The organism is Actinoplanes sp. NPDC048967, assembly GCF_040649415.1.
Lineage (GTDB): Bacteria > Actinomycetota > Actinomycetes > Mycobacteriales > Micromonosporaceae > Actinoplanes.
The window spans coordinates 147427-169919 of the sequence record NZ_JBEZFL010000012.1 but is presented as its reverse complement, the minus strand read 5'-3'; the positions used below and the strand labels follow the sequence as shown (position 1 = coordinate 169919).

The 22493-nt window shown below is 72.4% G+C and carries 17 protein-coding genes; 11 read left to right on the top strand and 6 right to left on the bottom strand.

The genetic code is table 11. The features are described from left to right. Window position 1 precedes the first annotated feature (1 nt). Window positions 2–424 carry a hydroxyphenylacetyl-CoA thioesterase PaaI gene (gene paaI / locus AB0C12_RS38865; RefSeq protein ID WP_360555631.1) on the bottom strand — a complete coding sequence of 141 codons (423 nt, stop codon included), beginning with the start codon at window positions 422–424 and terminating at the stop codon, window positions 2–4. A 361-nt stretch (window positions 425–785) separates the two neighbouring features. Here paaI and AB0C12_RS38860 point away from each other — a divergent pair, with 361 nt between their 5' ends. The 6 genes from AB0C12_RS38860 to AB0C12_RS38835 all read left to right on the top strand — a co-directional run bounded on the left by AB0C12_RS38860 (window position 786) and on the right by AB0C12_RS38835 (window position 7705). After that, window positions 786–1619: a hypothetical protein gene (locus AB0C12_RS38860; RefSeq protein ID WP_360555629.1), complete on the top strand. Its 834-nt coding sequence runs from the start codon at window positions 786–788 to the stop codon at window positions 1617–1619. Next, window positions 1616–2827 carry a fumarylacetoacetase gene (gene fahA / locus AB0C12_RS38855; protein ID WP_360555627.1) on the top strand — a complete coding sequence of 404 codons (1212 nt, stop codon included), beginning with the start codon at window positions 1616–1618 and terminating at the stop codon, window positions 2825–2827. The genes AB0C12_RS38860 and fahA overlap by 4 nt, the downstream gene beginning before the upstream one ends. Before the next feature lie 43 nt (window positions 2828–2870). Continuing rightward, the gene (locus tag AB0C12_RS38850) at window positions 2871–3170 is read left to right on the top strand and encodes a hypothetical protein (protein WP_360555625.1); all 300 of its coding nucleotides are present in this window, start codon (window positions 2871–2873) and stop codon (window positions 3168–3170) included. Window positions 3171–3377: 207 nt separating this feature from the next. Further along, on the top strand, window positions 3378–5117 hold the full coding sequence (locus AB0C12_RS38845) for an alpha/beta hydrolase (RefSeq protein ID WP_360555623.1): 1740 nt from the start codon (window positions 3378–3380) through the stop codon (window positions 5115–5117). Further along, entirely contained in the window at window positions 5114–6070 is a 957-nt protein-coding gene (locus tag AB0C12_RS38840; protein WP_360555621.1) for a glycosyltransferase family 2 protein, read from the top strand. The genes AB0C12_RS38845 and AB0C12_RS38840 overlap by 4 nt, the downstream gene beginning before the upstream one ends. Before the next feature lie 141 nt (window positions 6071–6211). Further along, complete coding sequence (locus AB0C12_RS38835; RefSeq protein ID WP_360555619.1) at window positions 6212–7705, top strand: arabinofuranosidase catalytic domain-containing protein; 1494 nt, start codon at window positions 6212–6214, stop codon at window positions 7703–7705. Window positions 7706–7741: 36 nt separating this feature from the next. On the opposite strand, the gene AB0C12_RS38830 is transcribed toward AB0C12_RS38835, so the two are convergent. Next, window positions 7742–9079, bottom strand: coding sequence for a M1 family metallopeptidase (locus AB0C12_RS38830; RefSeq protein ID WP_360555771.1), 1338 nt, complete (start codon window positions 9077–9079; stop codon window positions 7742–7744). After that, window positions 9076–12990, bottom strand: a complete 3915-nt coding sequence (locus AB0C12_RS38825) for a Pls/PosA family non-ribosomal peptide synthetase (RefSeq protein WP_360555617.1) — start codon at window positions 12988–12990, stop codon at window positions 9076–9078. Before AB0C12_RS38825 ends, AB0C12_RS38830 begins: the two co-directional genes overlap by 4 nt. Window positions 12991–13167: 177 nt before the next feature. Here AB0C12_RS38825 and AB0C12_RS38820 point away from each other — a divergent pair, with 177 nt between their 5' ends. Further along, window positions 13168–14859, top strand: a complete 1692-nt coding sequence (locus AB0C12_RS38820; protein WP_360555615.1) for a protein kinase — start codon at window positions 13168–13170, stop codon at window positions 14857–14859. On the opposite strand, the gene AB0C12_RS38815 is transcribed toward AB0C12_RS38820, so the two are convergent. Together AB0C12_RS38815 and AB0C12_RS38810 are read right to left on the bottom strand one after the other, a co-directional pair. Then, a complete protein-coding gene (locus AB0C12_RS38815; protein ID WP_360555614.1) occupies window positions 14838–16298 on the bottom strand; it encodes an NAD(P)/FAD-dependent oxidoreductase in 1461 nt (486 codons plus the stop codon). The two genes, AB0C12_RS38820 and AB0C12_RS38815, sit on opposite strands and share 22 nt — an antisense overlap. A 1-nt stretch (window position 16299) precedes the next feature. Next, window positions 16300–16857 carry a hypothetical protein gene (locus AB0C12_RS38810; RefSeq protein ID WP_360555612.1) on the bottom strand — a complete coding sequence of 186 codons (558 nt, stop codon included), beginning with the start codon at window positions 16855–16857 and terminating at the stop codon, window positions 16300–16302. A gap of 126 nt (window positions 16858–16983) precedes the next feature. On the opposite strand from AB0C12_RS38810, the gene AB0C12_RS38805 reads away from it, so the two are divergent. From AB0C12_RS38805 to AB0C12_RS38790, 4 genes are all read left to right on the top strand, one after another. Beyond that, complete coding sequence (locus tag AB0C12_RS38805; protein WP_360555610.1) at window positions 16984–17580, top strand: TetR/AcrR family transcriptional regulator; 597 nt, start codon at window positions 16984–16986, stop codon at window positions 17578–17580. A 495-nt stretch (window positions 17581–18075) separates the two neighbouring features. Beyond that, window positions 18076–19371, top strand: a complete 1296-nt coding sequence (locus AB0C12_RS38800) for an extracellular solute-binding protein (protein ID WP_360555609.1) — start codon at window positions 18076–18078, stop codon at window positions 19369–19371. 6 nt (window positions 19372–19377) lie between these two features. Beyond that, entirely contained in the window at window positions 19378–20346 is a 969-nt protein-coding gene (locus tag AB0C12_RS38795) for a sugar ABC transporter permease (protein ID WP_360555608.1), read from the top strand. Further along, window positions 20343–21206, top strand: coding sequence for a carbohydrate ABC transporter permease (locus AB0C12_RS38790; RefSeq protein WP_360555606.1), 864 nt, complete (start codon window positions 20343–20345; stop codon window positions 21204–21206). Before AB0C12_RS38795 ends, AB0C12_RS38790 begins: the two co-directional genes overlap by 4 nt. 31 nt (window positions 21207–21237) lie before the next feature. On the opposite strand, the gene AB0C12_RS38785 is transcribed toward AB0C12_RS38790, so the two are convergent. After that, complete coding sequence (locus AB0C12_RS38785; protein WP_360555605.1) at window positions 21238–22491, bottom strand: cellulose binding domain-containing protein; 1254 nt, start codon at window positions 22489–22491, stop codon at window positions 21238–21240. Between the last annotated feature and the right edge of the window lie 2 nt (window positions 22492–22493).

The window sequence follows — 22493 nt, the reverse complement described above, 5'->3', positions numbered from 1 at the left end:
GTCACTGACCCGGTGCGACGGACGGCCGCCCGCTCAGCATCACGCTGTGCCCGCGGAACTCGGCGACGGCCTCGCCGGTCGGGCGCCGCACGGTCACGTCGTACACGCCGTTGCGGCCGGCGCGCACCCGTTCGACCGCCTCGGCGAGCAGCTCGTCGTGCACCTCGGCCGGGCGCAGGAACGTGACCTGCGCGTGCTGGGCCACCGCGGCCGGCCCGTGGGTGTTGCTGGCGTACGCGAATGCCGCGTCGGCCAGCAGGAACAGGTATCCGCCGTGGACGGTCCCGTGCCCGTTGGTCATCGTGGCGGTGACCCGCATCCGCAGCAGTGCACGGCCGGGCCCGAGATCGTCGAGCTGGATGCCGAGGTGCTGACAGGTGAGGTCCCGGTGGTACATGGCTGTGGCGATCCGGATCGTGTCCATGGTGGTAGGCGCCCCCGCTCGTGCCGGTGAGATCGAGAGCGAATCTAACTGTGCGGGTACAGCTTCTGACGGGCCGTGATCATCCATGGACGGTGGCCACTGTCTGGTTCGAGAGCCTTTGTCGGCTACCTTTGGCGCCGTCGGCCAGGCTATGACGCATTAGTCGAAATCACCGACTCGTGATTGTTCGCACCTAACATCCTGATATAGGAGTGATCCGGCGGCCTGTACAGGTTGCCCAGTGCCACCCGGCCCCTGGCGGCAGATCTGGACAGATTGCCTGCTCGCGACTGGACGCGTTGTGCACCTCGAGCCGGTGGCCAAAGCTGGACCGGCGCAGCGACCCCCGACGGAGGTAAGAGTGACCGCACCGCCCCGGCTGTTCCTCGGCCTGTTCGACGACGCGGCCATCTTCCCGCCCGGCAACGAGCCCCTGCCGGACGCCGTACGGGCGCACCGGGAGCGCCGCACGTCGCCGCTGGCGCCGCTGCTCGGCCCGTTCATCTGCTCCCTGCCCCGCTGGCCGGAGCTCACCACGGCACTGCCCGCCGGATCGCCGCTGCCCGTCTCGCTCACCCTGCCCGGCGGGGCCGCGGACGTTCCCGCCGCGATCGCCAGGGCGCAGGCGGAACCCCGGGTGGACCTGGTGGCGCTGGAGGTGCCCGCGTCCGCAGCCGGGCTCGCCGAGCTGGTGACCGTGGCCGGGCGGCACGTGCCCCCGGCCGTGCGCACCTACGTCGAACTGCCCTGGGCCGATGTCACCGCCGCTACGGTGGCGACCCTCGCCGCGGCCGGTCTGCGACTCAAGATCCGCACCGGCGGGGCAGTCGCGACCGCCTTCCCCGACGAGCGGCAGCTGGCCGCGGTTCTGGACGCGGCTGTACGCGGCGGCGTCGCCTTCAAACTCACCGCGGGCCTGCACGACCCGGTCCGGCACCGCGATCCCGCCACCGGCTTCGAACACCACGGCTACCTCAACGTGCTGCTGGCCACCGGCCGTGCCCTGCGGGGAGCCGACGTCGCCGCCGCGCTGGCCGACCAGGACGGCGTACGCGTGGCCACCGCGCTCGCCGGCCTCGACGACTCCCGGGCCGGGCGGATCCGGCAGCACTTCATCAGTTTCGGCACGTGCAGCATCACCGAGCCGGTCGACGGCCTGCTGCGCCACGGACTTCTCCCGGAGGACCCGCGTTGAGCACCGTCTCCACCCCGTTCGGCATCGCGACCCTGCCCTACGGGGTGTTCAGCACCGCTCCGGACAGCCGGGCCCGGGTGGGCGTGGCGATCGGCGACCTGATCCTGGACCTGGCCGCCGCTGTGCAGCGCATCGCCCCGGAGCTGGCCCCCGTCGTGGCGGGCCCGTCCCTGGACGCCCTGCTGGCCGCCGGACCTGAGGCCTGGTCACAGGTGCGGGCCCTGGTGACCGGCTGGGTCGCCGACTCCGCGTTCGCCGAGCGTTTCGGCCCCCAGCTCGTGCCGGCGCGGGACGCCGTCATGCATCTGCCGTTCACGGTGGCCGACTACGTCGACTTCTACGCCTCCGAGCAGCACGCGACCAACCTGGGCCGGATGTTCCGGCCCGGCCAGGACCCGCTGACCCCCAACTGGAAGCACCTGCCGATCGGCTACCACGGGCGTGCCGGCACCGTGGTCGCCTCGGGCACCGACATCGTCCGCCCCTGCGGCCAGCGCCGCGGCACCGACGGCGAGATCACCTTCGGGCCGTCCCGCCGCCTCGACATCGAGGCCGAGCTGGGCTTCGTCGTCGGCACCCCGTCGTCGCTGGGCCGGCCCGTGCCGCAGACCGCCTTCGCCGACCACGTCTTCGGGATCTGCCTGGTCAACGACTGGTCCGCCCGCGACATCCAGGCCTGGGAGTACGTGCCGCTGGGCCCGTTCCTGGGCAAGTCCTTCGCCACCTCGATCTCACCGTGGGTCGTACCGCTGGCCGCGCTCGCCTCCGCCCGGGTGGCACCGCCCGCGCGGACCGTGCCGCTGCTGCCGTACCTCGACGACTCCCGGACGCCGCCGTGGGGGCTGGACGTCCGGCTCGAGGTCCGGCTCAACGGCCACGTCGTCTCCCGCCCGAGCTCCGACGGCATGTACTGGACCGGCGCGCAGATGCTGGCCCACCTGACCGCCAACGGGGCGTCGCTGCGCACCGGCGACCTCTACGCCTCCGGCACCATCAGCGGCGAACGCCCGGACCAGCGGGGCTCACTCATCGAGCTCTCCTGGGGCGGCGCCGAGCCGCTGCGACTCCCGGACGGCACCACCCGCACCTTCCTCGAGGACGGCGACGAGATCGTGATCAGCGCGAGCGCGCCCGGCCCGGACGGTGCCGCCATCGGGCTCGGCGAGGTCCGTGGCCGCATCCGGCCCGCCGTCGACCCGCCGCGGTAGGCCCCTGTCCGGGCCCCGGCAGCCGTGCCGGATCATCTTCGGCATGGCTGTACTGGTGGAGATCCACATTCCGATGACCGCTGACGATGAATGGATCGACGACGTCGGTGACTTCATGATCGACCTCGAGGACGAGCTCGGCATCGAGGAGTACGACGACGGCGAGGAGTACGGCGACGTCTACATCTTCTTCATCGCCGGCGGGAGCGAGCGGAAGCTGCTGGCCGCGGCCTCCCGGGTGGCGAAGCGGCAAGGCGTGCCCGCCGGAGCCTTCGCCATGGTGACCGACACCGACGCTCCGCAGTTCGGCATGGGCCGCCGGGTGAACCTTCCGGTGCGCTGACCCGCTCAGCCGAACAGGGGATCCCGGCCAGCTGATGATCGACGCTCCGTCATCGTTCCGACAACTACTCCGTGTAGTCGGCCACTGGTGAGCGATCGGACAAGATGCGGTAATTGACCCTGAAATCAGCGTGCGGAGATCCGTGCTGTCCCGACGGAGATCACGCGCTGTGCCGGCGGTTCATTCGCCCTTCAGGAGGCTCCCCGCATGTCGTTCACCGCTCGCCTGCTCGGCGCCGGCCTCGCCGCCGCACTGCTCGCCGGCGTCGCCGTCGCGCCGGCCGGGTCCGCTCAGGCCGCCACCGCGGACGTGACCAGCGGGCCGGAGGCCGAGCGGGTCGACCGCGTGCCGACCCCGGTGCTGCGGTGGTACACGTGCTACGGAAGCGCCCAGTGCGCCACCGTCCGGCTGCCGCTCGACTACGACGAGCCGGAGGGCGCGACGGTGCAGCTCGCCCTGCTCCGCGTGAAGGCGCGCAAGCAGGCGCAGCGGATCGGCAGCCTGTTCGTCAACCCCGGCGGGCCGGGCGGTTCCGGCACCGACATGGCCGCGCTGGCCCCCGCCTTCCTCAGCGACAGCGTCCTGGACCGTTTCGACGTGGTCGGCTTCGACCCGCGCGGCGTCGGCGCCAGCGACAACCTCAAGTGCTTCCCCTCGACCCGCGAGCAGGTGCTGACCCAGGCGCCGCTGAACAAGTTCTTCCCGTACGGCGCCGCCGAGGAGGCGACCTACACCAAGGCGGCCCGCGCGGTCGGACAGGCCTGCTCCACCACCGGGGCCACGCTCGCCGGAGCGATGTCCACCGCCGAGGTCGCGCGCGACATGGACGTGCTGCGCCGCGCGGTCGGTGACCCGAAGCTGACCTACCTCGGTTTCAGCTACGGGACCCTGCTCGGTCAGTACTACGCGAACATGTTCCCCGACCGGGTCCGCGCGCTGGCCCTCGACGGTGTCGTCAACCCGAAGTCCTGGGCCGGTGTCCCGGCGCAGGGCTCCCTGCAGGACAACCGGCTGCGCTCGGCCGACGCCGCCTACCGGGCGCTGCGCACGCTGCTCACCCGGTGTGACCACGCCGGGAAGAAGCGCTGCGTGTTCGCCGCTGGTGACCCCGAACGGCACTTCCGCGCCATCGCGCGATCCCTGCGTGCCAAGTCGCTGCTGCTCGGCCGCGACGAGAACGGCAAGGCGGTGCGGCTGACCTACGCCGACTTCATCGGCCTGACGCTGTCCGGCCTGTACTCCGCCGAGGCCGGCGACTTCGTCACCGCCGTCGCCGCCGCGGTCGAGACCTTGCTCGCGGCACCCGCGGGCAAGAGCGCGAAGAAGCGGTCCGTGGCGCGGGCCGAGCTGCGGGCACACCTCTCCCGGGTACGGACGCCGGCCCGTGATTTCCCGTACGACAACACGCTCGACGCCTTCAGCGGCGTCATCTGCACCGACGCCGACCACCCCCGCGACACGAGCATGTGGCCGGCGCTGACCGCGGCCGAGGATGCCCGCGCCCCGTACTTCGGCCGCGCCTGGGGCTGGGGCACCGTCCCCTGCGCCGGCAACACGTGGACCGTGCGGGACGAGGACGCCTACCGGGGGCCGTTCAACCGGACCACCAGCGCGCCGGTGCTGTTCGTCGGCAACTACTGGGACCCGGCGACGAGCTACCGGCAGGCGGAGTCGGCGACCAAGCTGCTGCCGGGCAGCCGCTTGCTGTCCAGTGACAACTGGGGCCACACCGCCTACGGCACCTCGACCTGTGTGACCAGGGCCGTGGACCGCTACCTGCTCGGCGGGACCCTGCCCGCGGCCGGCACCGTCTGCCACTCGCCGATGCAGCCGTTCAAGCGCCGGGTGTCCATGGCCGGAGCCACGGCCCAGTCCGAAGCGAAGCAGCTTCCGCCGGTCGCCGGTCCCTACGCCGCGTCCCCACTGTCCTTGGAGTACCGACCGTGAGCCCTGACCACCGCGACATCAGCGTCGTCATCCCGACCCACACCGAGCGGCGCTGGCAGTCCCTGGTCCGTACGGTGCGATCCGCCCGCACCCAGCGGCACGCCCCGGCCGAGGTGGTCGTCGTGGTCGACCACAACCCGGCCCTGTTCCGCCGCATCCGGCGCGAACTGCCCGGCGTCACCGTGCTGGAGAACGCCTACGCCCGGGGCGCCTCGGGCACCCGCAACACCGGCGCGTTCCACACCGGCACGCCCCTGATCGCGTTCCTCGACGACGACACCGTGGCCTCGCCGGACTGGCTCGGCCGGCTCAAGGCGCCGTTCGCCGACCCGGCCGTGGTCGGCGCCGGCGGCGGCATCCTCCCGGCCTGGTCCGGTGCACGGCCCCGGTGGATGCCCGACGAACTGCTGTGGACGGTCGGCGTCTCCTACACCGGCATGCCGACGGCCACCGCACCGATCCGCAACGTCTGGTCGGCCAGCATGATGGTCCGGCGCGACGCCTTCACCGCGGTCGGCGGCTTCCGGACCGGCTTCGGCAAACTGGGCGACCGCAACCGGCCCGAGGACACCGAGCTGTGCCTGCGGATGAGCGCCGCGGGCGGCGGGCACTGGATGTACGTGCCGGGCGCGCTGATCGACCACGAGGTGCCCACCGAACGCTCCACGTTCCGGTTCCTGATGCGCCGCTGCTACGCCGAGGGCCGCGGCAAGGTGCAGATGGCACGGCTGCTGCCCCGCGTCCAGAAACTGGGCGTCGAACGCGACTACGTCCGCCGGATCCTGCCGCGTGCGGTCGTCCGTGGTCTCGTCGCGGCCGGCAACGGCCGGGGAGCCACCCACGCGTTGCAGGCCGTCACCGTCGTGGCGGCGGTGGCCGCCGCCGGAGTGGGCGGCGGCCTGGAGACCCTGGCCGAGCTCATGCACACCGACTTCGGCGACAACCGCAGCTGACCCGGGGCCGCAGCCGCCCTCAAGATCCGGTGGTTGACATTCCTGAAACATAGGGCTACATCTATGTGACCGTTAACAACGACGTCGTGTCCTCGCAGCGTCCGGTACGCGCTGCGGCCGCAGCCACGCGAAAGGCACCCCATGCGTCCCAGGTCACCGCATACCCCATGGTTCAAGATCCGTACCGCCGGAGCCGCCGCGGCGCTCGTCGCCGCGGCGCTGTTCGGCCTGCCCGGTCCGGCCCGGGCGGCCGGCACCCAGCCCTGTGACATCTACGCCGCGGGCGGCACACCGTGCGTCGCCGCGCACAGCACCACCCGCGCGCTGGCCGGTTCCTACACCGGCCCGCTCTACCAGGTGCGCCGCTGGTCGGACGGCGCCACCACCAACATCGGCGTGCTCAGCGCCGGCGGCTACGCCAACGCGTCCACGCAGGACTCCTTCTGCTCGGGCACCTACTGCACGATCGTGCGCATCTACGACCAGACCGCCCGGCACAACGACCTGACGATCGCTCCCGGCGGCGGCGCCAATCCGACCGCGGACCAGGGCGCCAACGCCGCGGCGCTGCCGGTCACGGCGGGTGGCCACAAGGTCTACGGTGTCTACATCTCCGCCGGCAACGGCTACCGCAACAACGCCACCAACGGTGTCGCGACCGGCAGCCAGCCCGAGGGCATGTACATGGTCACCGAAGGCACCCACGTCAACGACCGGTGCTGCTTCGACTACGGCAACGCCGAGACCAACAACCTGGACACCGGCAACGGCGACATGGACGCGATCTACTTCGGCACGCTGTGCTGGTTCTCGCCGTGCGCGGGCGGCCCCCGGGTGGCCGCCGACCTGGAGAACGGACTGTTCGCCGGCGGCAACGGCTCCTGGACCGCGAACACCGGCCGCAGCACCCCGTTCGTCACGGCGGTGCTGAAGAACAACGGCACGTCCACGTACGCCATCAAGGACGGCAACGCACAGTCCGGTGGCCTGGCCACCCGCTACAACGGTGCGCTGCCCGGCCAGGCGGGCTACCGGCCGATGACCAAGCAGGGTGCGATCATCCTCGGCATCGGCGGCGACAACAGCAACGGCTCGGTCGGATCCTTCTTCGAGGGCGTCATGACCAGCGGCTATCCGAGCGATGCGACCGAGAACGCCGTGCAGGCGAACATCGTCTCGGTCGGCTACGGCAAGAACGTCGCTTTCCCCGCGAACGGCGGCACGTACCGCCTGACGAACCTGGCCAGCGGCAAGGTGCTCGACGCGGTCAACTGCGGCACGGCCAACGGCACAGCGGTCGACCAGTGGCAGTCACTGGGCAACACGTGCCAGCAGTGGCGCTTCGCCGGCGTCGGCGCCGACAAATGGACGATCACGAACGTCAACTCCGGCAAGGTGCTCGACGCGGTCAACTGCGGCCAGGCGCTCGGCACCGCCGTCAACCTGTGGCAACCGCTCGGAAACCTCTGCCAGCAGTGGGCGGTCATCCCGGCGGGCAACGGCCGCTACGAACTCGTGGTGGAGAACAGCGGCATGGTGCTCGACGACGTCAACTGCGGCACAGCCAACGGCACCCGGGTGGACCTCTGGATGTGGCTCAACAACACGTGCCAGCTCTGGTCCATCGCACCCTAGGCGAGGCCGGCCGGGCGGTGGTGCCGCTTCCTCAGCTCAGCGAGGGAACGGCGGCAGCGCCCGGCTGTCGAGCCACCCGGCGAACAGGTCGTCCAACGGCTCGCGGGCGAAGCGCTGCGCGTGCGCCCGGAACTGCTCGGTCGTCACCGTCGCGTGCCGGTGCTCGGCGACCCACGCGCGCAGCATCGTGAAGAACGGCTCCTCGCCGATCCGTCTGCGCAGGGCGTGCACCGTGAGGGCCCCGCGCTTGTAGACCAGCGGGTCGAACATCCGGTCGATGCCCGGGTCGGCCACGATGACGTCCCGCGGGCGGGCCGCGATGCGCTCGTACCACTGCGCCGCCAGGGCCTCGGCCGGCTGGTCACCGGCGACGCCGGACCACAGCCATTCCGCGTACGTGGCGAAGCCCTCGTTGAGCCAGATGTGGCGCCAGTCGGCCACCGTGAGGCTGTTGCCGAACCACTGATGGGCCAGCTCGTGCGCGACGAGCCGCTCGTGCGTGCGCCGCCCGTCCAGGTGGTTGCGGCCGAAGATCGCCATGCCCTGCGCCTCGACCGGGTCGTCGAGGTCGTCGTCGGCGACCACGACGACGTACTCGCGGAACGGGTACGGCCCGAACAGCCGCTGCATCGCCGCCATGATCTCGCCGTGCCGGCCGAGGTCGTGGGCGGCGTTCGCGCGCAGCGCGGGCGGGATCGCGGCGCGCTGCACCACGTCGCCGGCGGCCAGCTCGATCAGCTCGTAGCGGCCGATCTGGACGCTCATCAGGTACGGCGAGGTCGGCTCGGACCGCTCGTACACCCACGTGGTGCTGCCCGCACCGCGCCGCCGGGACACGGGATCGCCGGTCACCAGCACCGCGTACGGCGAGGGCGCCGTGACCGCCACCCGGAAGGTGGCCTTGGCGCCGGGCTGGTCGTCGCACGGGAACCACGACGGCGAGCCGTTCGGCTGGCTCGCCACCAGCACCCCGTCGGTGAGCTCGTCCCACCCGAGGTCACCCCAGCGGCCGGAGACCGGTACGGGCTTGCCCGCGTACCGGATCTCCACCCGGAAGGTGTCCCAGGCGCCGATCGGGCGCTCGGGCCTGATCTGCAGCTTGTCCGGCCGGTGGGTGTACTTCACCCGGCGGCCGTCGACCCGGACGTCCTGCACCTGGAGGCGGCCGAGGTCGAGGGTGAACCGCGACAACGGCTGCTCGGCGATCGCGGTGACGACCGCCCGGCCGGCGAGCCGGTTGGACACCACCCGGTAGTCGAGGTCGAGGTCGTAGTGCAGGACCCGGTAGCCGCCGTTGCCGTGCCCGGGCAGGTACGAGTCGCTGGAGTGGTCGGCGCCGGGCGTGGCACCACGGGACCCCGGCGCCGGGGTCACGGCCGGCGGCTGGCCGGGGCCGGCCAGGTCGCGATCGGGTTGCCCCGCCACCGGCTGTCGTCCGGCACGGCGTCGCCGCGGGTCACCAGCGAACCGGGGCCGATGGTGGTGCGGGCGCCGATGCTCGCGCCGGGCAGCACGATGCCGTGCGGGCCCAGGGCGGCTCCCGCGCCCAGTGTCACCTCGTCCATGCTCATCACCCGATCATGGAACAGGTGGGTCTGCACGACACAGCCGCGGTTCACTGTGGCGCCGTCACCCAGGGTGACCAGGTCGTACTCGGGCAGCCAGTAGGTCTCCAGCCAGACGCCGCGGCCGATCCGCGCCCCGAGTGTGCGCAGCCAGGCGGTGAGCAGCGGCGTGCCGGTCGCGAAGCGGACCAGCCACGGCGCCGCGAGCACCTCGACGAACGTGTCGGCGAGCTCGTTGCGCCACACGAAGGAGGTCCACAGTGCCCGCTCGGCGACCCGGAACCGCCCGACCAGCAGCCACTTCGCGGCCGTCGCGGTCGCGGCGGCGACGATCGCCGCACCCAGCAGCACCGGCCCGGCGGCGAGCGCGGCCGCCCACAGGCCGTAGCGCTGCCAGATGAACGCGAGCGCGGCCAGGACGCCGACAGCCAGGGCCGCGGCGCACATCACCGGGACGACGCGGCACAGCTCGATCGCCGCCCGGGCCAGCTTGAGCCGGGCCGGCGGGTCGAACGTGCGGCTGGTGTCGGCCGCCTCGACGGTACGGCGCAACGGCATCGGCGGCGCACCGAGCCACGACGTGCCCTTCTTCGCCTTGCGCGGGGCCGACGACAGCACGCCGACGAGTCCCCGCTTGGGCACCGAACGGCCGGGTGCGGCCATCCCGGAGTTGCCGAGGAACGCCTGCTTGCCGATCCGGGCCGGGGCGACCCGCAGCCACCCGTGGCTCAGCTCGTACGTGGCCACCATGGTGTCGTCGGCCAGGAAGGCCCCGTCGGCCACCGTGGTCATCGCCGGCAGCGCGAGCACGGTGGAGGCCTCCACGCCGCGGCCCACCTTCGCGCCCAGCAGCCGCAGCCACACCGGCGTGAACAGGCTGGCGTAGAGGGGGAACAGCCCGACCCGGGCCATCCCCATCAGCCGCTCGGTCGTCCACACCTGCCACGCCACCCGGCCCTGCACGGGGTGGTATCCGGCGCGCAGGCCGACGCTCAGCACCCGGACGGCGACGAGCACCAGCAGCGCATAGCCCACGACGTAGGCGACCGTGCCCACCGCGACGGCGGCCAGCATCGTGCCGGCGGCCGGGCGGACGGTCGCCGTCCAGCCGAGCAGGACGAGCGCCGGCAGGGCGGCCACCACGGGCACCAGCCCCAGCAGCTGCGCGGTGATGCCGTACGCGGCGGTCCAGAGCCGGGACGCCACCCGGGAGCGCGGCGGACGCTGGGCCGGCCACCCGGCCGGTTCCTTGGCGGCGGGTGCGGCCGGCGAGCCGGCCCAGCGCTGGTTCGCCGGTACGGCACCGGACACGGTCGAGCCCGCGGCGATCCGCGCGCCCTTGCCGATCCGGGCGCCGGGCATCAGCGTGCTGCGGGACCCGACCCGGGCGCCCGCTCCGACCCGCACCTTGCCGATGTGCACGACGTCGCCGTCGATCCAGTGGCCCGACAGGTCGACCTCCGGCTCGATCGCCGCGCCCCGGCCGAGCTTCAGCAGGCCGGTGACCGGCGGCGCGGAGTGCAGGTCGACGTCGGGACCGAGCTGCGCGCCGAGCGCCCTCGCGTACGTGGTCATCCAGGAGGCTCCGGCCACGCTGGTGGCACCGGACAGCTCCGCGAGCCGTTCGGCGGCCCACAGCCGCAGGTGCACACCGCCACCACGCGGGTAACTGCCCGGGCGTACGCCGCGCAGCAGCAGCCGGGCCCCCGCGGCGGCCACGGCGATCCGGCCGAGCGGGCTGAACAGCAGCGTCCAGCCCAGCGCCACCCACCACCACGACACGACCGGCGTCCAGGACGCCGGGGCCAGCAGGGCCAGGACGTTGCCGAGGGCGGCCAGCACGGTCAGCCAGCGCAGCCCGACCAGCGCGAGCATCGGAACCATCAGCACGGCCTGGACCAGCCCGGCGCGGCGCGGCGTCGGCCGGACCTCCCGGCGGGTCGCCGCGGTGGTGTCGAGCGCGTCCAGCACGGCCGCCAGCCGCGACAGCCTCGGGTGCAGGTAGATGTCGGCCACCGAGACCCGCGGGTGCCGCCGGCGGATCCACGCCACCAGCTGCGCCGCGTTCAGGCTGCCACCGCCGTGGTTGAAGAAATCGGCGTCCGCCGCGGTGGGACGCACGCCGAGGATCTCGGCCCAGCCGCCGGCGAGCCACTCCTCGGTCGCGGTCAGCTCACCGGCCGCGTCCTCGGCGACGGCCAGCGGCCAGGGCAGTGCGGCCCGGTCCACCTTGCCGGAGGTACGGGTCGGCAACGCGTCCACCACGGCCAGCAGCGGCACGAGCGCGGCCGGCAGCTGCTCACGGATGCGCAGCGCCGCCGCGGCAGCGTCGAAGTCGGCACCGTCGGCCGGCACCACGTACCCGACCAGCAGTTGATTGCCGGCAGCGGTCCGCTGCACCGCCGCGGCCGCCCCGGCGACCCCGGGCAGCGCCTGCAGCGCGGCGTCGACCTCGCCCAGCTCGATCCGGCGCCCGCCCAGCTTGACCTGCTCGTCGCCCCGGCCGACGAACAGCAGCCCCTCGGGCTCGGCCCGGACGATGTCCCCGCTGCGGTAGGCCCGCGGCCAGCCCAGCGACGGCAGGGACGCGAACTTCTCGGCGTCCTTGGCGGCGTCCAGGTAGCGGGCCAGACCCACCCCGCCGATCACCAGCTCGCCGGTCTCACCCATCGCCACCGGGTCGCCGGCGCTGTCGACCACCGCGAGCTCCCAGCCGGCCAGCGGCAGCCCGATGCGCACCGGTCCGTCGCCGGTCATCCGCGCGGCGCAGGCCACCACGGTCGCCTCGGTCGGCCCGTAGGTGTTCCAGACCTCGCGGCCCTCGACGGCCAGGCGCTGCGCGAGCTCGGGCGGGCAGGCCTCCCCGCCGAAGATCAGCAGCCGTACCTCCTCCAGCGCCTCGACCGGCCACAGCGCGGCGAGCGTCGGCACCGTCGAGACCACGGTGATGCGCTGCTCGGCGAGCCACGGGCCGAGGTCGACGCCGCTGCGCACCAGCGACCGCTCGGCCGGCACCAGGCAGGCGCCGTGGCGCCAGGCCAGCCACATCTCCTCGCAGGACGCGTCGAACGCCACGGAAAGCCCGGCCAGCACCCGGTCCTGCGGGCCGATCGCCTCACTGACCTCGCCGGCGAGGAACAACCGCGCCTCCGCGTCGACGAAGGCCGCCGCGGCGCCGTGGCTGACCGCGACCCCCTTCGGGGTGCCGGTCGAGCCGGAGGTGAAGATGACCCAGGCGTCGTCGTCCGGGCCGGGCCGGGCGGAGCGGCCCTCGGGGGTACGGCGCAGCGAGACGCTCAGCCCGTCACCGAGCACCGCGCAGACGTCCGCCTCGCCGAAGACGAGCTCGGCCCGTTCCTCGGGATCGTCGGCGTCGACCGGCACGTAGGCGGCACCGGCCGCGAGCACGCCGAGGATCGCCAGGTACAGCTCGGCCGTGCCGGACGAGATCCGTACGCCGACCCGGTCGCCGGCGCCGATCCCGTGCCCGGTGAGGGTCACCCGGACGGCCTCGACCTCATCGGCGAGCTCGCGGTACGTCAGCGCGGTGGTGCCGTTGTCGAGCGCGCGGGCGCCCGGGTGCGCGCGCACGGTGTCGTCGAAGATGTCGACCAGGGTGCGGGTGGCCGGCGCCGACGGGGAGCGGAACACCGCCGGGGGCACCGGTGCGACGACGAGGGGAGGGAGCGTGACCAGCTGCGGTTCGGTCGTCACGGTCACCGGGCGTGCACCATCTTCACCTCGAGGGTCGGCGTCAACCAGGCGTGCGGTATGTGGACCCGCCCTGGGCAGCCCTCAACGTTACGTCGCCGCCACCGGTAATAACGGGCATACCAGCGGATCCGTGGCCACCACCACATCTGCCGTGGCCGGGTTCACGGGGTATCGTCCAGCGCGATGAAGGCGCCGCTGCGTTCCACTGACCCCCAGTTCCTCGGTGGCTACCGTCTGCTGGCCCGGCTCGGGCAGGGCGGCATGGGCACCGTCTATCTCGCCGAGGACCGGCACGACCGGCTCGTGGCGATCAAGGTCGTCAAGCCCGAGCTGGCGTACGAGGAGGAGTTCCGCGCCCGCTTCCGCAGCGAGGTCAACCGGGCCCGCCAGGTGCCGCCGTTCTGCACCGCCGAGCTGCTCGACGCCGACGCCGACCACGAGACGCCCTACCTCGTCGTCGAGTACGTGGACGGTCCCAGCCTCGCCGAGGTGGTCGCCGAGCAGGGCCCGCTGACCGGCGGCAGCCTGTACAGCGTGGCGGTCGGCGTGGCCACCGCGCTGGCCGCCATCCACGGCGCCGGCGTCATCCACCGCGACCTGAAACCGGCCAATGTGCTCTTCGCGCTGGGCACCCCGAAGGTCATCGACTTCGGCATCGCCCGCGCCTTCGAGGCGACCAGCCAGCACACGGGCACCGACCAGATGGTGGGCACGGTCGCGTACATGGCGCCGGAGCGCTTCGACAGCGACTCGAGCCGGATCGGGCCGGCCGCGGACGTGTTCGCGTGGGGCGTCGTCGTCACGTTCGCGGGCACCGGGCGCACGCCCTTCGGCGGCGACAGCGCGGCCGCGACGGCCGGGGCGATCCTCACCCGGCCGCCGCACCTGGAGGGTCTGCCCACGCCGCTGCGCGACCTGGTCGCGCGGACCCTGGAGAAGGATCCGGAGCTGCGGCCGACGGCGTTCGAGCTGCTCGACGAGCTGGTGGCGGTCGGCGCGCCGACCACCGTCAACCTGGCCGGCCGACCGGCGCTGGCCCAGGCGGCCCAGGCGGCGCGGCAGACCGGACGCCGGCCGGCCGCGGGTCGCGACAGTGGGACATCGGTACGGCGGTGGCGGCGCACCGCGCCCGTCCTGGCGGCCGCGGCTGTCGTCGCCCTCGGCGCGCTGGCCTTCAGCCCGGTCCGGCAGCTGCTGCCCGGTCAGGCTGCGGAGGACTCGGCGGCCGGACCGTCGTCGGTCGTCGAGCCGGGCGCGGGGGCTCGGCCGGTGCCGAGCGACAGCACGCCGTCCAGGAACGACGTCTCACCCAGCGCGGGCCCGGAGCCGGCCACCGGTCGGACCTCTCGCCGCGCCGACGGCGGTGCCGGCGGCCCCGCCGACGAACCGCAGGTGGCGCCGACCCTGCGTAAGACGCCCCAGGCCGGCCGGTGCAGCGACGGTGACCTGGAGATCGCGATCACCGCGCAGAGCGACGACCCGACCGCGGTGGGACCCCAGCGCGGGCTCGTCACGCTCGCCAACAACTCCGACACCGCCTGCCGGGTCGACGGCCGCGTGTTCGTCAGCCTCTACAACGCCGCCGACGAACGGGTGCAGCTGCCGACCGCCGCCGTCGACGAGCCGGGGGAGTCCGCCGACATCGTGCTCCGGCCCGGCACCGGCGCTTTCCAGGGCATCAAGTGGGAGGCCTGCGACCGGGACGACTCGGACTGCCCGACCGGCAACACGCTGCGCGGCAGTCTCTCCTCGTCGAAGCGGGGCGTGGTGATGACCCAGGAGAACTTCCCCGATCCCAGCCGCAGCCTCATCACCATGAGGTCGCTGAAGCTCGGCACCATCCAGCCGAGCACTCAGGGCGTCGTCGCCTGGTAGCTCCGGCCGTACGCCTCCAGGAGGCGCAACCAGACCTCACTGACCGTCGGGTACGCGGGAACGGCGTGCCACAGCCGGTCCAGCGGGACCTCCCCGACGACCGCGATCGTCGCGGCGTGCAACAGCTCGGCGACGTCGGGCCCGGCGAGCGTGCAGCCGACGATCACCTGCCGGTCCTCGTCGACGACCAGCCGGGCGTGCCCGGTGTATCCGTCGGCGTGCAGCGCGGAGCCGGCGACCGCGGCCAGGTCGTGGTCGACGACGCGGATGCGCAGTCCGGCGGCTTCGGCGGCGGCAGCGGTCAGCCCCACCGAGGCGACCTCCGGGTCGGTGAAGACCACCTGCGGCACCGCACGCTCGTCGGCCGTGGCCACGTGCCGTCCCCACGGGCCGTCCTGGACCGGTTCGCCCTTCGCACGCGCCACGATGACGTCGCCGGCGGCACGCGCCTGGTATTTGCCCTGGTGGGTCAGCAGCGCGCGGTGGTTGACGTCACCGGCGGCGTACAGCCAGCCGTCGCCGGCCGGTGTCCCGTCCGCGCCGAGGACCCGCAGCGTGTCGTCGACCGTGAGCCAGGCGCCGGGCTCGAGGCCGATCCGGTCCAGTCCGATGTCGAGTGTGTTCGGCGTACGGCCGACCGCGACCAGCAGCTCGTCGGCCTCGACCTGCTCGCCGTCGGTGAGCGTCAGCCGTACCGTGCCGTCGCTGTCGCGGGTCACCGACACGGCCTCGGCGCCGGGGCGCACCGATACGCCGGCGTCCCGCAACGACGTCGTGACCAGCTCACCGGCGAACGGCTCGGCCTGCGGCAGCACACCGTCGCGGGCCAGCACCGTCACGGTGGAGCCGAGGCTCGCGAAGGCGGTGGCCATCTCCGACGCCACCACGCCACCACCGATGACGGCGAGCCGGGCCGGGACCGCCTTGGCCGCGGCGGCCTCCCGGCTCGTCCACGGTGTGGCCTCCCGCAGACCGGCGATGTCCGGAACGAGGGCGCTGCTGCCGGTCGCGACGACGACCGCGTGCCGGGCGGTGAGCGTCGTCGGGGCACCGTCCGGCCCGGTCACGTCGACGACCCGCTCGGCGCTGAGCCGTCCCTGGCCGCGGTGCAGCGCGATGCCGGCCGAGTCGAGCCACGACACCTGTCCGTCGTCCGCCCAGTTCGAGGCGAAGGAGTCCCGCCGGCGCAACACGGCGGCCACGTCCAGCCCGCCGGTCACCGCCTCGCGGGCGCCGGGCACCTGCCGGGCCGCCCGGAGCGCGGCCGCGCTGCGCAGCAGAGCCTTCGTCGGCATGCACGCCCAGTAGGAGCACTCGCCGCCGACCAGTTCCCGCTCCACGACGGCCGCGGTCAGGCCGCCCCGCACGACCCGGTCGGCCACGTTCTCACCGACCGGTCCGGCCCCGATCACGATGACGTCGTACGTGGTGTTCGTCATGTCAGTTGCCCTTCGCCGCGCGGCCGAGCCGCAGGGCCGAGATGAGGAAGAAGACGGCGCCGGGGAGGGCGTAACCGATCGCGTTGGTCAGCGTCGGGTCGTCCGCGGAGGCGCCGGTGATGAACGCCCCACCGGCCAGGACGGAGATGCCACCGCTGATGATCATCGGCCACTGGCCGCCCATCCGGCGGCGGGTGACCCCCACGACCAGCTGGACCAGCCCGGCCACGATCGCCCAGGCACCCCACACGCGCAGGACCGCCGGGATGCCGGAGGTGGCGGCGACGGCCAGGCCGATCGCGGTGAGCAGGCTGACCGCGATGTTGACGAACAGCAGGTTGGGCGATCCGGTGGTGCGCGAGGCGCGCAGGTCGACGACGGCGGCGGCCACGTCGAACAGCGGGTAGAGCACCAGCAGCGTGACCGCGAGGGGACCGAGATGGTCGGCGGTCGTGAACATCACGAGAGCCCAGACCACGGCGAACGCGAAGCGGACGAAGTACAGCCGCCGCAGGGCGGCCGCCGTCGTGGAGATGCCGGGGGCGGCAAGGGTGGTCATGGTGGTCCTTTCGGAGCTTCCGGCCGGGACGGGCCCGTAGGGAGAACGAACGTTCTGTCTTTGCTGATGATGGGCGGCGGGTCGTCGACTTGTCAAGACCGAACGTTCTGTCGCTACGATGGGCCGATGGCGCGTACCGAAACCGCGAACCGGCCGTCCGAGGCCCGGTCGCGGCTGCTCAGCACGGCGGCGAGGATCTTCTACGCCGAGGGCATCCACGCCGTCGGCGTCGACCGGATCATCACCGAGGCGCAGGTGACCCGGGCCACCTTCTACCGGCACTTCCCGGGCAAGGACGACCTTGTCGTCGCCTACCTGCAGGGGGCCGACCAGGCCATCCGCGGACAGGTGGACGCGGTGCTGGCCGCCGGCCCGCCGGCGGGTGACGCCGTCCGGGCCGTCGCGGCGTCGATCGCCGAGGGCATCCGGTCGCCGGGCTTTCGCGGCTGCGCTTTCCTGAACGCGGTCGCGGAGTATCCCGATCCCGGGCATCCGGTGCACCGGACGGTCCTCGCCCACCGGGAATGGTTCCTCGACACGATCAACACCCTGATGGCGCGCATACAGCAGGACTCGGCCGAGCCGGCCGCGCAGCACTTCGTCATGCTCCGCGACGGCGCCATGGCGGCCGGCTGCCTCTTCGACCCGGTCCTGATCTGCGAGACCTTCCTGCGCGGCATCGACGGACTCGTCGAGACGCACGCCGCGCGCCGGCCCGCCTGAAGATTCGGCCGGGCGTGGCCGGGGTCGATCAGGCGGCATGACCCGGGCAGCCACCGGCGGTGAGCCCCGCGTCCCAGGGCCTGCTGTGTCGAATTGCCGGCTCCGCCGATCGATCCGCTCACCGCTGAGTGCTGTCGTTCGGCGCGACTTCGGCACCACGGTTGGCGTAACAGTTATTCAGAACCGGGGAATCACACTATTCGCACGCGGTGACGGACCATATCCGGGCGGCCGGCGCGACCGTGGAACAGCAGGTCAGCCGAGGTCTGGAAGTTTCGACAACAAGCCGGTTGTTGAGGCCGGAAGGTTTCGGCGAAGCGTCGGCCAGGCCGCGCGAACCCGCTCCGCGATGGGTCTTGACCGGCTGGATACGACCTCGTAACGTGCCGAATTAGTTTCCGATTTATATCGATCAATGTATGAAAGTTTCGCGGCTGGGACACCCGGCCGCCGGTCCACCGTGCGCCGGGAACGGCGTCGAAGGGGGAGTTGACCGTGAGAGATTCCGTGCGGTTCAGCCGCAGATCGGTACTCGGACTGGCCGCCGCGGCCTCAGCCGGCGCCGTCCTGGCCGGGTGCAGCGGCGACGAGGGCGGGTCGGGTTCGGGCAAGAAGATCCGGTGGTGGCACATCGCCAACGCCGACCCGATGCTGTCGGAGTGGGCCAAGATGGCCCGCCAGTTCGAGGCCGCGCACCCCGGCGTCAAGTTCGAGATCACGCCGCTGGAGAACGAGGCCTTCAAGACCAAACTCACCACCGTGGTACAGGCCGGCGACCCGCCGGACATCTTCCACACCTGGGGTGGCGGCGTGCTGGCCCAGCAGGCCGACGCGGGCATGGTCAAGGACCTCTCCGCGGACGTCGGGCAGTGGAAGGACACGCTGATCCCGACCGCGCTCGACGCGTACACGATCGAGGGCAAGACGTACGCGTCCGCGGTCGACACCGGCATGGTCGGCTTCTGGTACAACAAGGAACTCTTCGAGCGGGCCGGGGTGAGCAAGGCGCCGGTCACCTGGGCGGAGTACCTGGAGGCGGTCCGCAAGCTCAAGGCCGCGTCCATCACGCCGATCGCGCTGGCCGGCAAGGAGAAGTGGCCCGGCCACTACTACTGGGCCTACCTGGCCCTGCGGATCGGCGGCCTGGACGCGCTGCGGCAGGCGGCCGGGGACAAGAACTTCGACACGCCCGACTTCGTCGCGGCCGGCGCCCGGCTGGCCGAGCTCGTGGCGCTGCAGCCGTTCCAGAAGGGCTATCTGGCCGCGGGTTACTCCACGGCGGACGGTCAGGCCGCGACGATGGGCAACGGCAAGGCGGCCATGGAGCTCATGGGCCAATGGGCGCCGGTCGTCGAGCGCGACAACTCGGCCGGCAAGAAGGGTCTCGGCGAGCGGCTCGGCTTCTTCGCGTTCCCGGCGGTCGACGGCGGCAAGGGCAGGATCACCGACGCGTTCGGCGGCGGTGGCGGCTTCGCCGTCGGCAAGGACGCGCCGCCGGAAGCCGTCGAGTTCCTGAAGTTCATCGCCCAGCCCGAGAACGCGCGCATCGAGGCCAGGACGGCCGGCGTGCTGCCGGTCGTCAAGGCAGCCTCCGACGCCGTCACCGATCCCAACCTCAAGCTCGTGGCCGACACGATGAACCGGGCGACCGGCTTCCAGCTGTATCTCGACCAGGCCTACGCCCCGGCCGTGGGCCAGCAGGTCAACGACAGCGTGGCCGAGCTGCTGGCCGGCAAGTCATCACCGGAACAGGTGGTCAAGGCCGTCACCACCGCGGCGAAACAGGGCTGAGCGGCGGTGCTCACCGACGAACGCCGGCCCGCGCCGGCTCCGCCGCAGCCGCCGGCCGGGCCCACCCCGCGCCGGCGGCGACCCTGGCCCACCGTGGTGGCGTTCCTGAGCCCCGCCCTGGTGCTGTTCGCCGTGCTGGTGCTCACCCCGATCGTGATCGCCGCGTACGGCAGCTTCTTCGACTGGAACGGCTTCGGCGCGCCCACCGCGTTCGTGGGGCTGGAGAACTTCCACCGGCTGCTGACCGACGAGATCTTCGTGGGCGACCTGCGCCGGGCGCTGCTGCTGGTGGTGCTCTCGCTGGCGATCCAGCTGCCGGTCTCGCTGGCCCTGGCCATGCTGCTCAACCAGCCGCTGCGGGGCCGGCGCGCCTACCGGATGCTGTTCTTCACCCCGTACGTGTTGTCCGAGGTGGTCACCGCGGTCCTGTTCACCATGATCTTCTCGCCCAATCAGGGCCTGGCCAACCACGTCACCCGGGTGATCGGGCTGGGTGACCTGGGCGCCACCTGGCTGGCCGACCCCGACACCGTGATGTACTCGCTGTTCCTGGTGATCTCGTGGAAGTACTTCGGCTTCCACACGATCCTCTACCTGGCCGGCCGCCAGAGCATCCCGCCGGAGCTGCACGACGCCGCGGCCATCGACGGGGCCGGACCGTGGCAGGCGTTCCGGCGCATCACCCTGCCGCTGCTGGGACCGACCATCCGGATCAGTGTGTTCCTGTCGATCCTCGGCACCATCCAGCTGTTCGACATGGTCTGGGTGCTCACCGGCGGTGGCCCGATCCGGTCCTCGGAGACCCTCGCCGTGACGATGTTCCAGGAGGGTTTCAAGCGGTTCCACGTGGGCTACGCCAGCGCCATCAGCATGGCGATCTTCCTGATCAGCCTCACCTTCGGCCTGCTGTACCAGCGTTTCGTCCTGCGCCGGGACCTCGAGGGCGCGATCACCACGATCGGAGATCAGCGATGAGCACGACCGCCGCCACCCAGCGCAGGCCCCGCAACCCGCGCCGCGTCGCGCGTGCGGGCGCGCTGCACGTCGTCAGCATCCTCGTGGGCGCCGTCGTGGTGGTGCCGATCGTCTTCGGCGTCCTCGGTGGTTTCAAGGACAACGGTCAGCTGTTCGCCAATCCGTTCGGGCTGCCCGATCCGTGGGTGCCGGGCAACTATCTCGACACCCTCGGCTCCGGAGCCTTCTGGTTGCAGGCGACCAACAGCCTGAGCGTGGCCATCGCCAGCACGGTGCTGGTGGTGCTGGTCGGCGCGATGGCCGCGTACATCTTCGCCCGCTATGCCTTCCCGGGCCGGGAGCTGCTGTTCATGCTCTTCGCGATCGGGCTGATGTTCCCGTTCGCCGTGGCGATCCTGCCGTTGTTCGTCCTGCTGCGCGAGATGAACCTGCTGAACAACCCGCTCGGGGTGATCCTGCCGCAGGCGGCGTTCGGCCTGCCGATCACCATCGTCATCCTGCGCAGCTTCTTCCGGACGATTCCGGCCGAGGTCGAGGAGTCCGCGGTGCTCGACGGCTGCGGCCCGTTCCGGTTCTTCTGGCGCATCCTGCTGCCGATGTCCCGCCCCGCCCTGGGCACCGTCGCGGTGCTCGCCGTGGTCGGCAGCTGGAACAACTTCCTGCTGCCGCTGATCGTCTTCAACGACTCGCGCTGGTGGACGCTGCCGCTGGGCGTCCAGCAGTTCCAGTCGCAGTACTCGGCGGACACCGCGCGGATCCTCGCCTACGTCACGCTGGCGATGCTGCCGTCGCTGGTGTGTTACGCGTTCGCCGAACGGCAGCTCATCAGCGGCCTCACGAGCGGGATCGGCAAGGACTGAGGTCCAGGTCGCCCTGGACCTCAGCTCCCCGTCAGGCGGTGGTGCAGGCGGAGCCGTTGAGCGCGTACGTGCTCGGGGCTCCGCTGTTGCCGGTGTGGGTGGCCTGGAACCCGAAGCTGACCGACGCTCCGGGGGCCAGGCTCGCGTTGTAGCTGACGTTGGTCGCCGTGACCCGTCCGGACGTGGGCGAGTAGGTGGCGCTCCAGCCGCCGGTGATGCTCTGACCCGCCGGCAGGGTGAAGGCCACGGCCCAGCCGTTGAGGGCGGCGCTGCCGGTGTTGGTGACGGTGATGTTGCTCGTCAGCCCGTTGTTCCAGGCGTTGACGGTGGCGGTGGCCCGGCAGGCGCCGGTCCCGGGCGCCGGGGTGGTCGGTCCGGGCGTCGAGGGCCCGGGCGCCGGGCTCGACGGCGGGGTGGTGCTGCCGAACTGGGTGAAGAACCGCCACACCTCGGCGGAGACCCAGGACGTCGAGGCGTTGCGGTCGGTCGGCAGCGGGACGTGGTCACCGTCGTGCGCCGCCCACTGGACCGGATATCCGGCCCGGCAGCCCGCGTACGCGGTGGTGATGTGGGTGCCGCTGTTCTGGGCCGGCTCCGGCGGGTTCTGCGCGGTGCAGCCGTTGGCGCGGACGAAGGTGTCCCGGATCGCCCGGCCCTGGGAGATGTTCAGGACACTGTCGCGGATGCCGTGGATCCCGAAGTAGGCGACCGGCTGCGTACCCCCGGCGCAGCCGCTGAGCTGGGCGCCGGCGATCGGGGCGACCGCCCGGAACACGGTGGGCCGGGCGCAGGCCAGGGCGTAGCTCATCGCGCCGCCGTAGCTGAAGCCCAGCGCGAACCGCTGCGCCGGATCGACGCACAGGTCGTTCTCGACCACCCGCAGGATGTCGTCGACCAGCGTGACGTCCCGCCCGCCGGTGTTGGCCCAGCCCGCGTCGAGACCCTGCGGGGCCACGAAGATGGCGCTGTTCTCGGCGCGCTGCTGCAGGCCGTAGAAGCCGTTGCCGACGACGTCGTTGGCGCTGCCGTTGAGCCAGTGCAGCCCCACGACGAGCCGGTACGCCCGGCTGTTGCTGTAGTTGCCCGGCAGCCGCAGGATGTACGAGCGGTTCTGGCCGCCACTCTGGATCGTGTAGGTGCCGTCGCGCAGGGTCGGGGTCTTGCCGCAGCCCGCGGTGGCCGCCGAGGCGGTGCCCCCGGTCAGCCCCACGACTCCCGCGGCGATCAGGACCGTCCCGGCGGTGGCGGCCGCGGCCAGCAGCCGGCGCCATGGTCTCAGTGTCATCT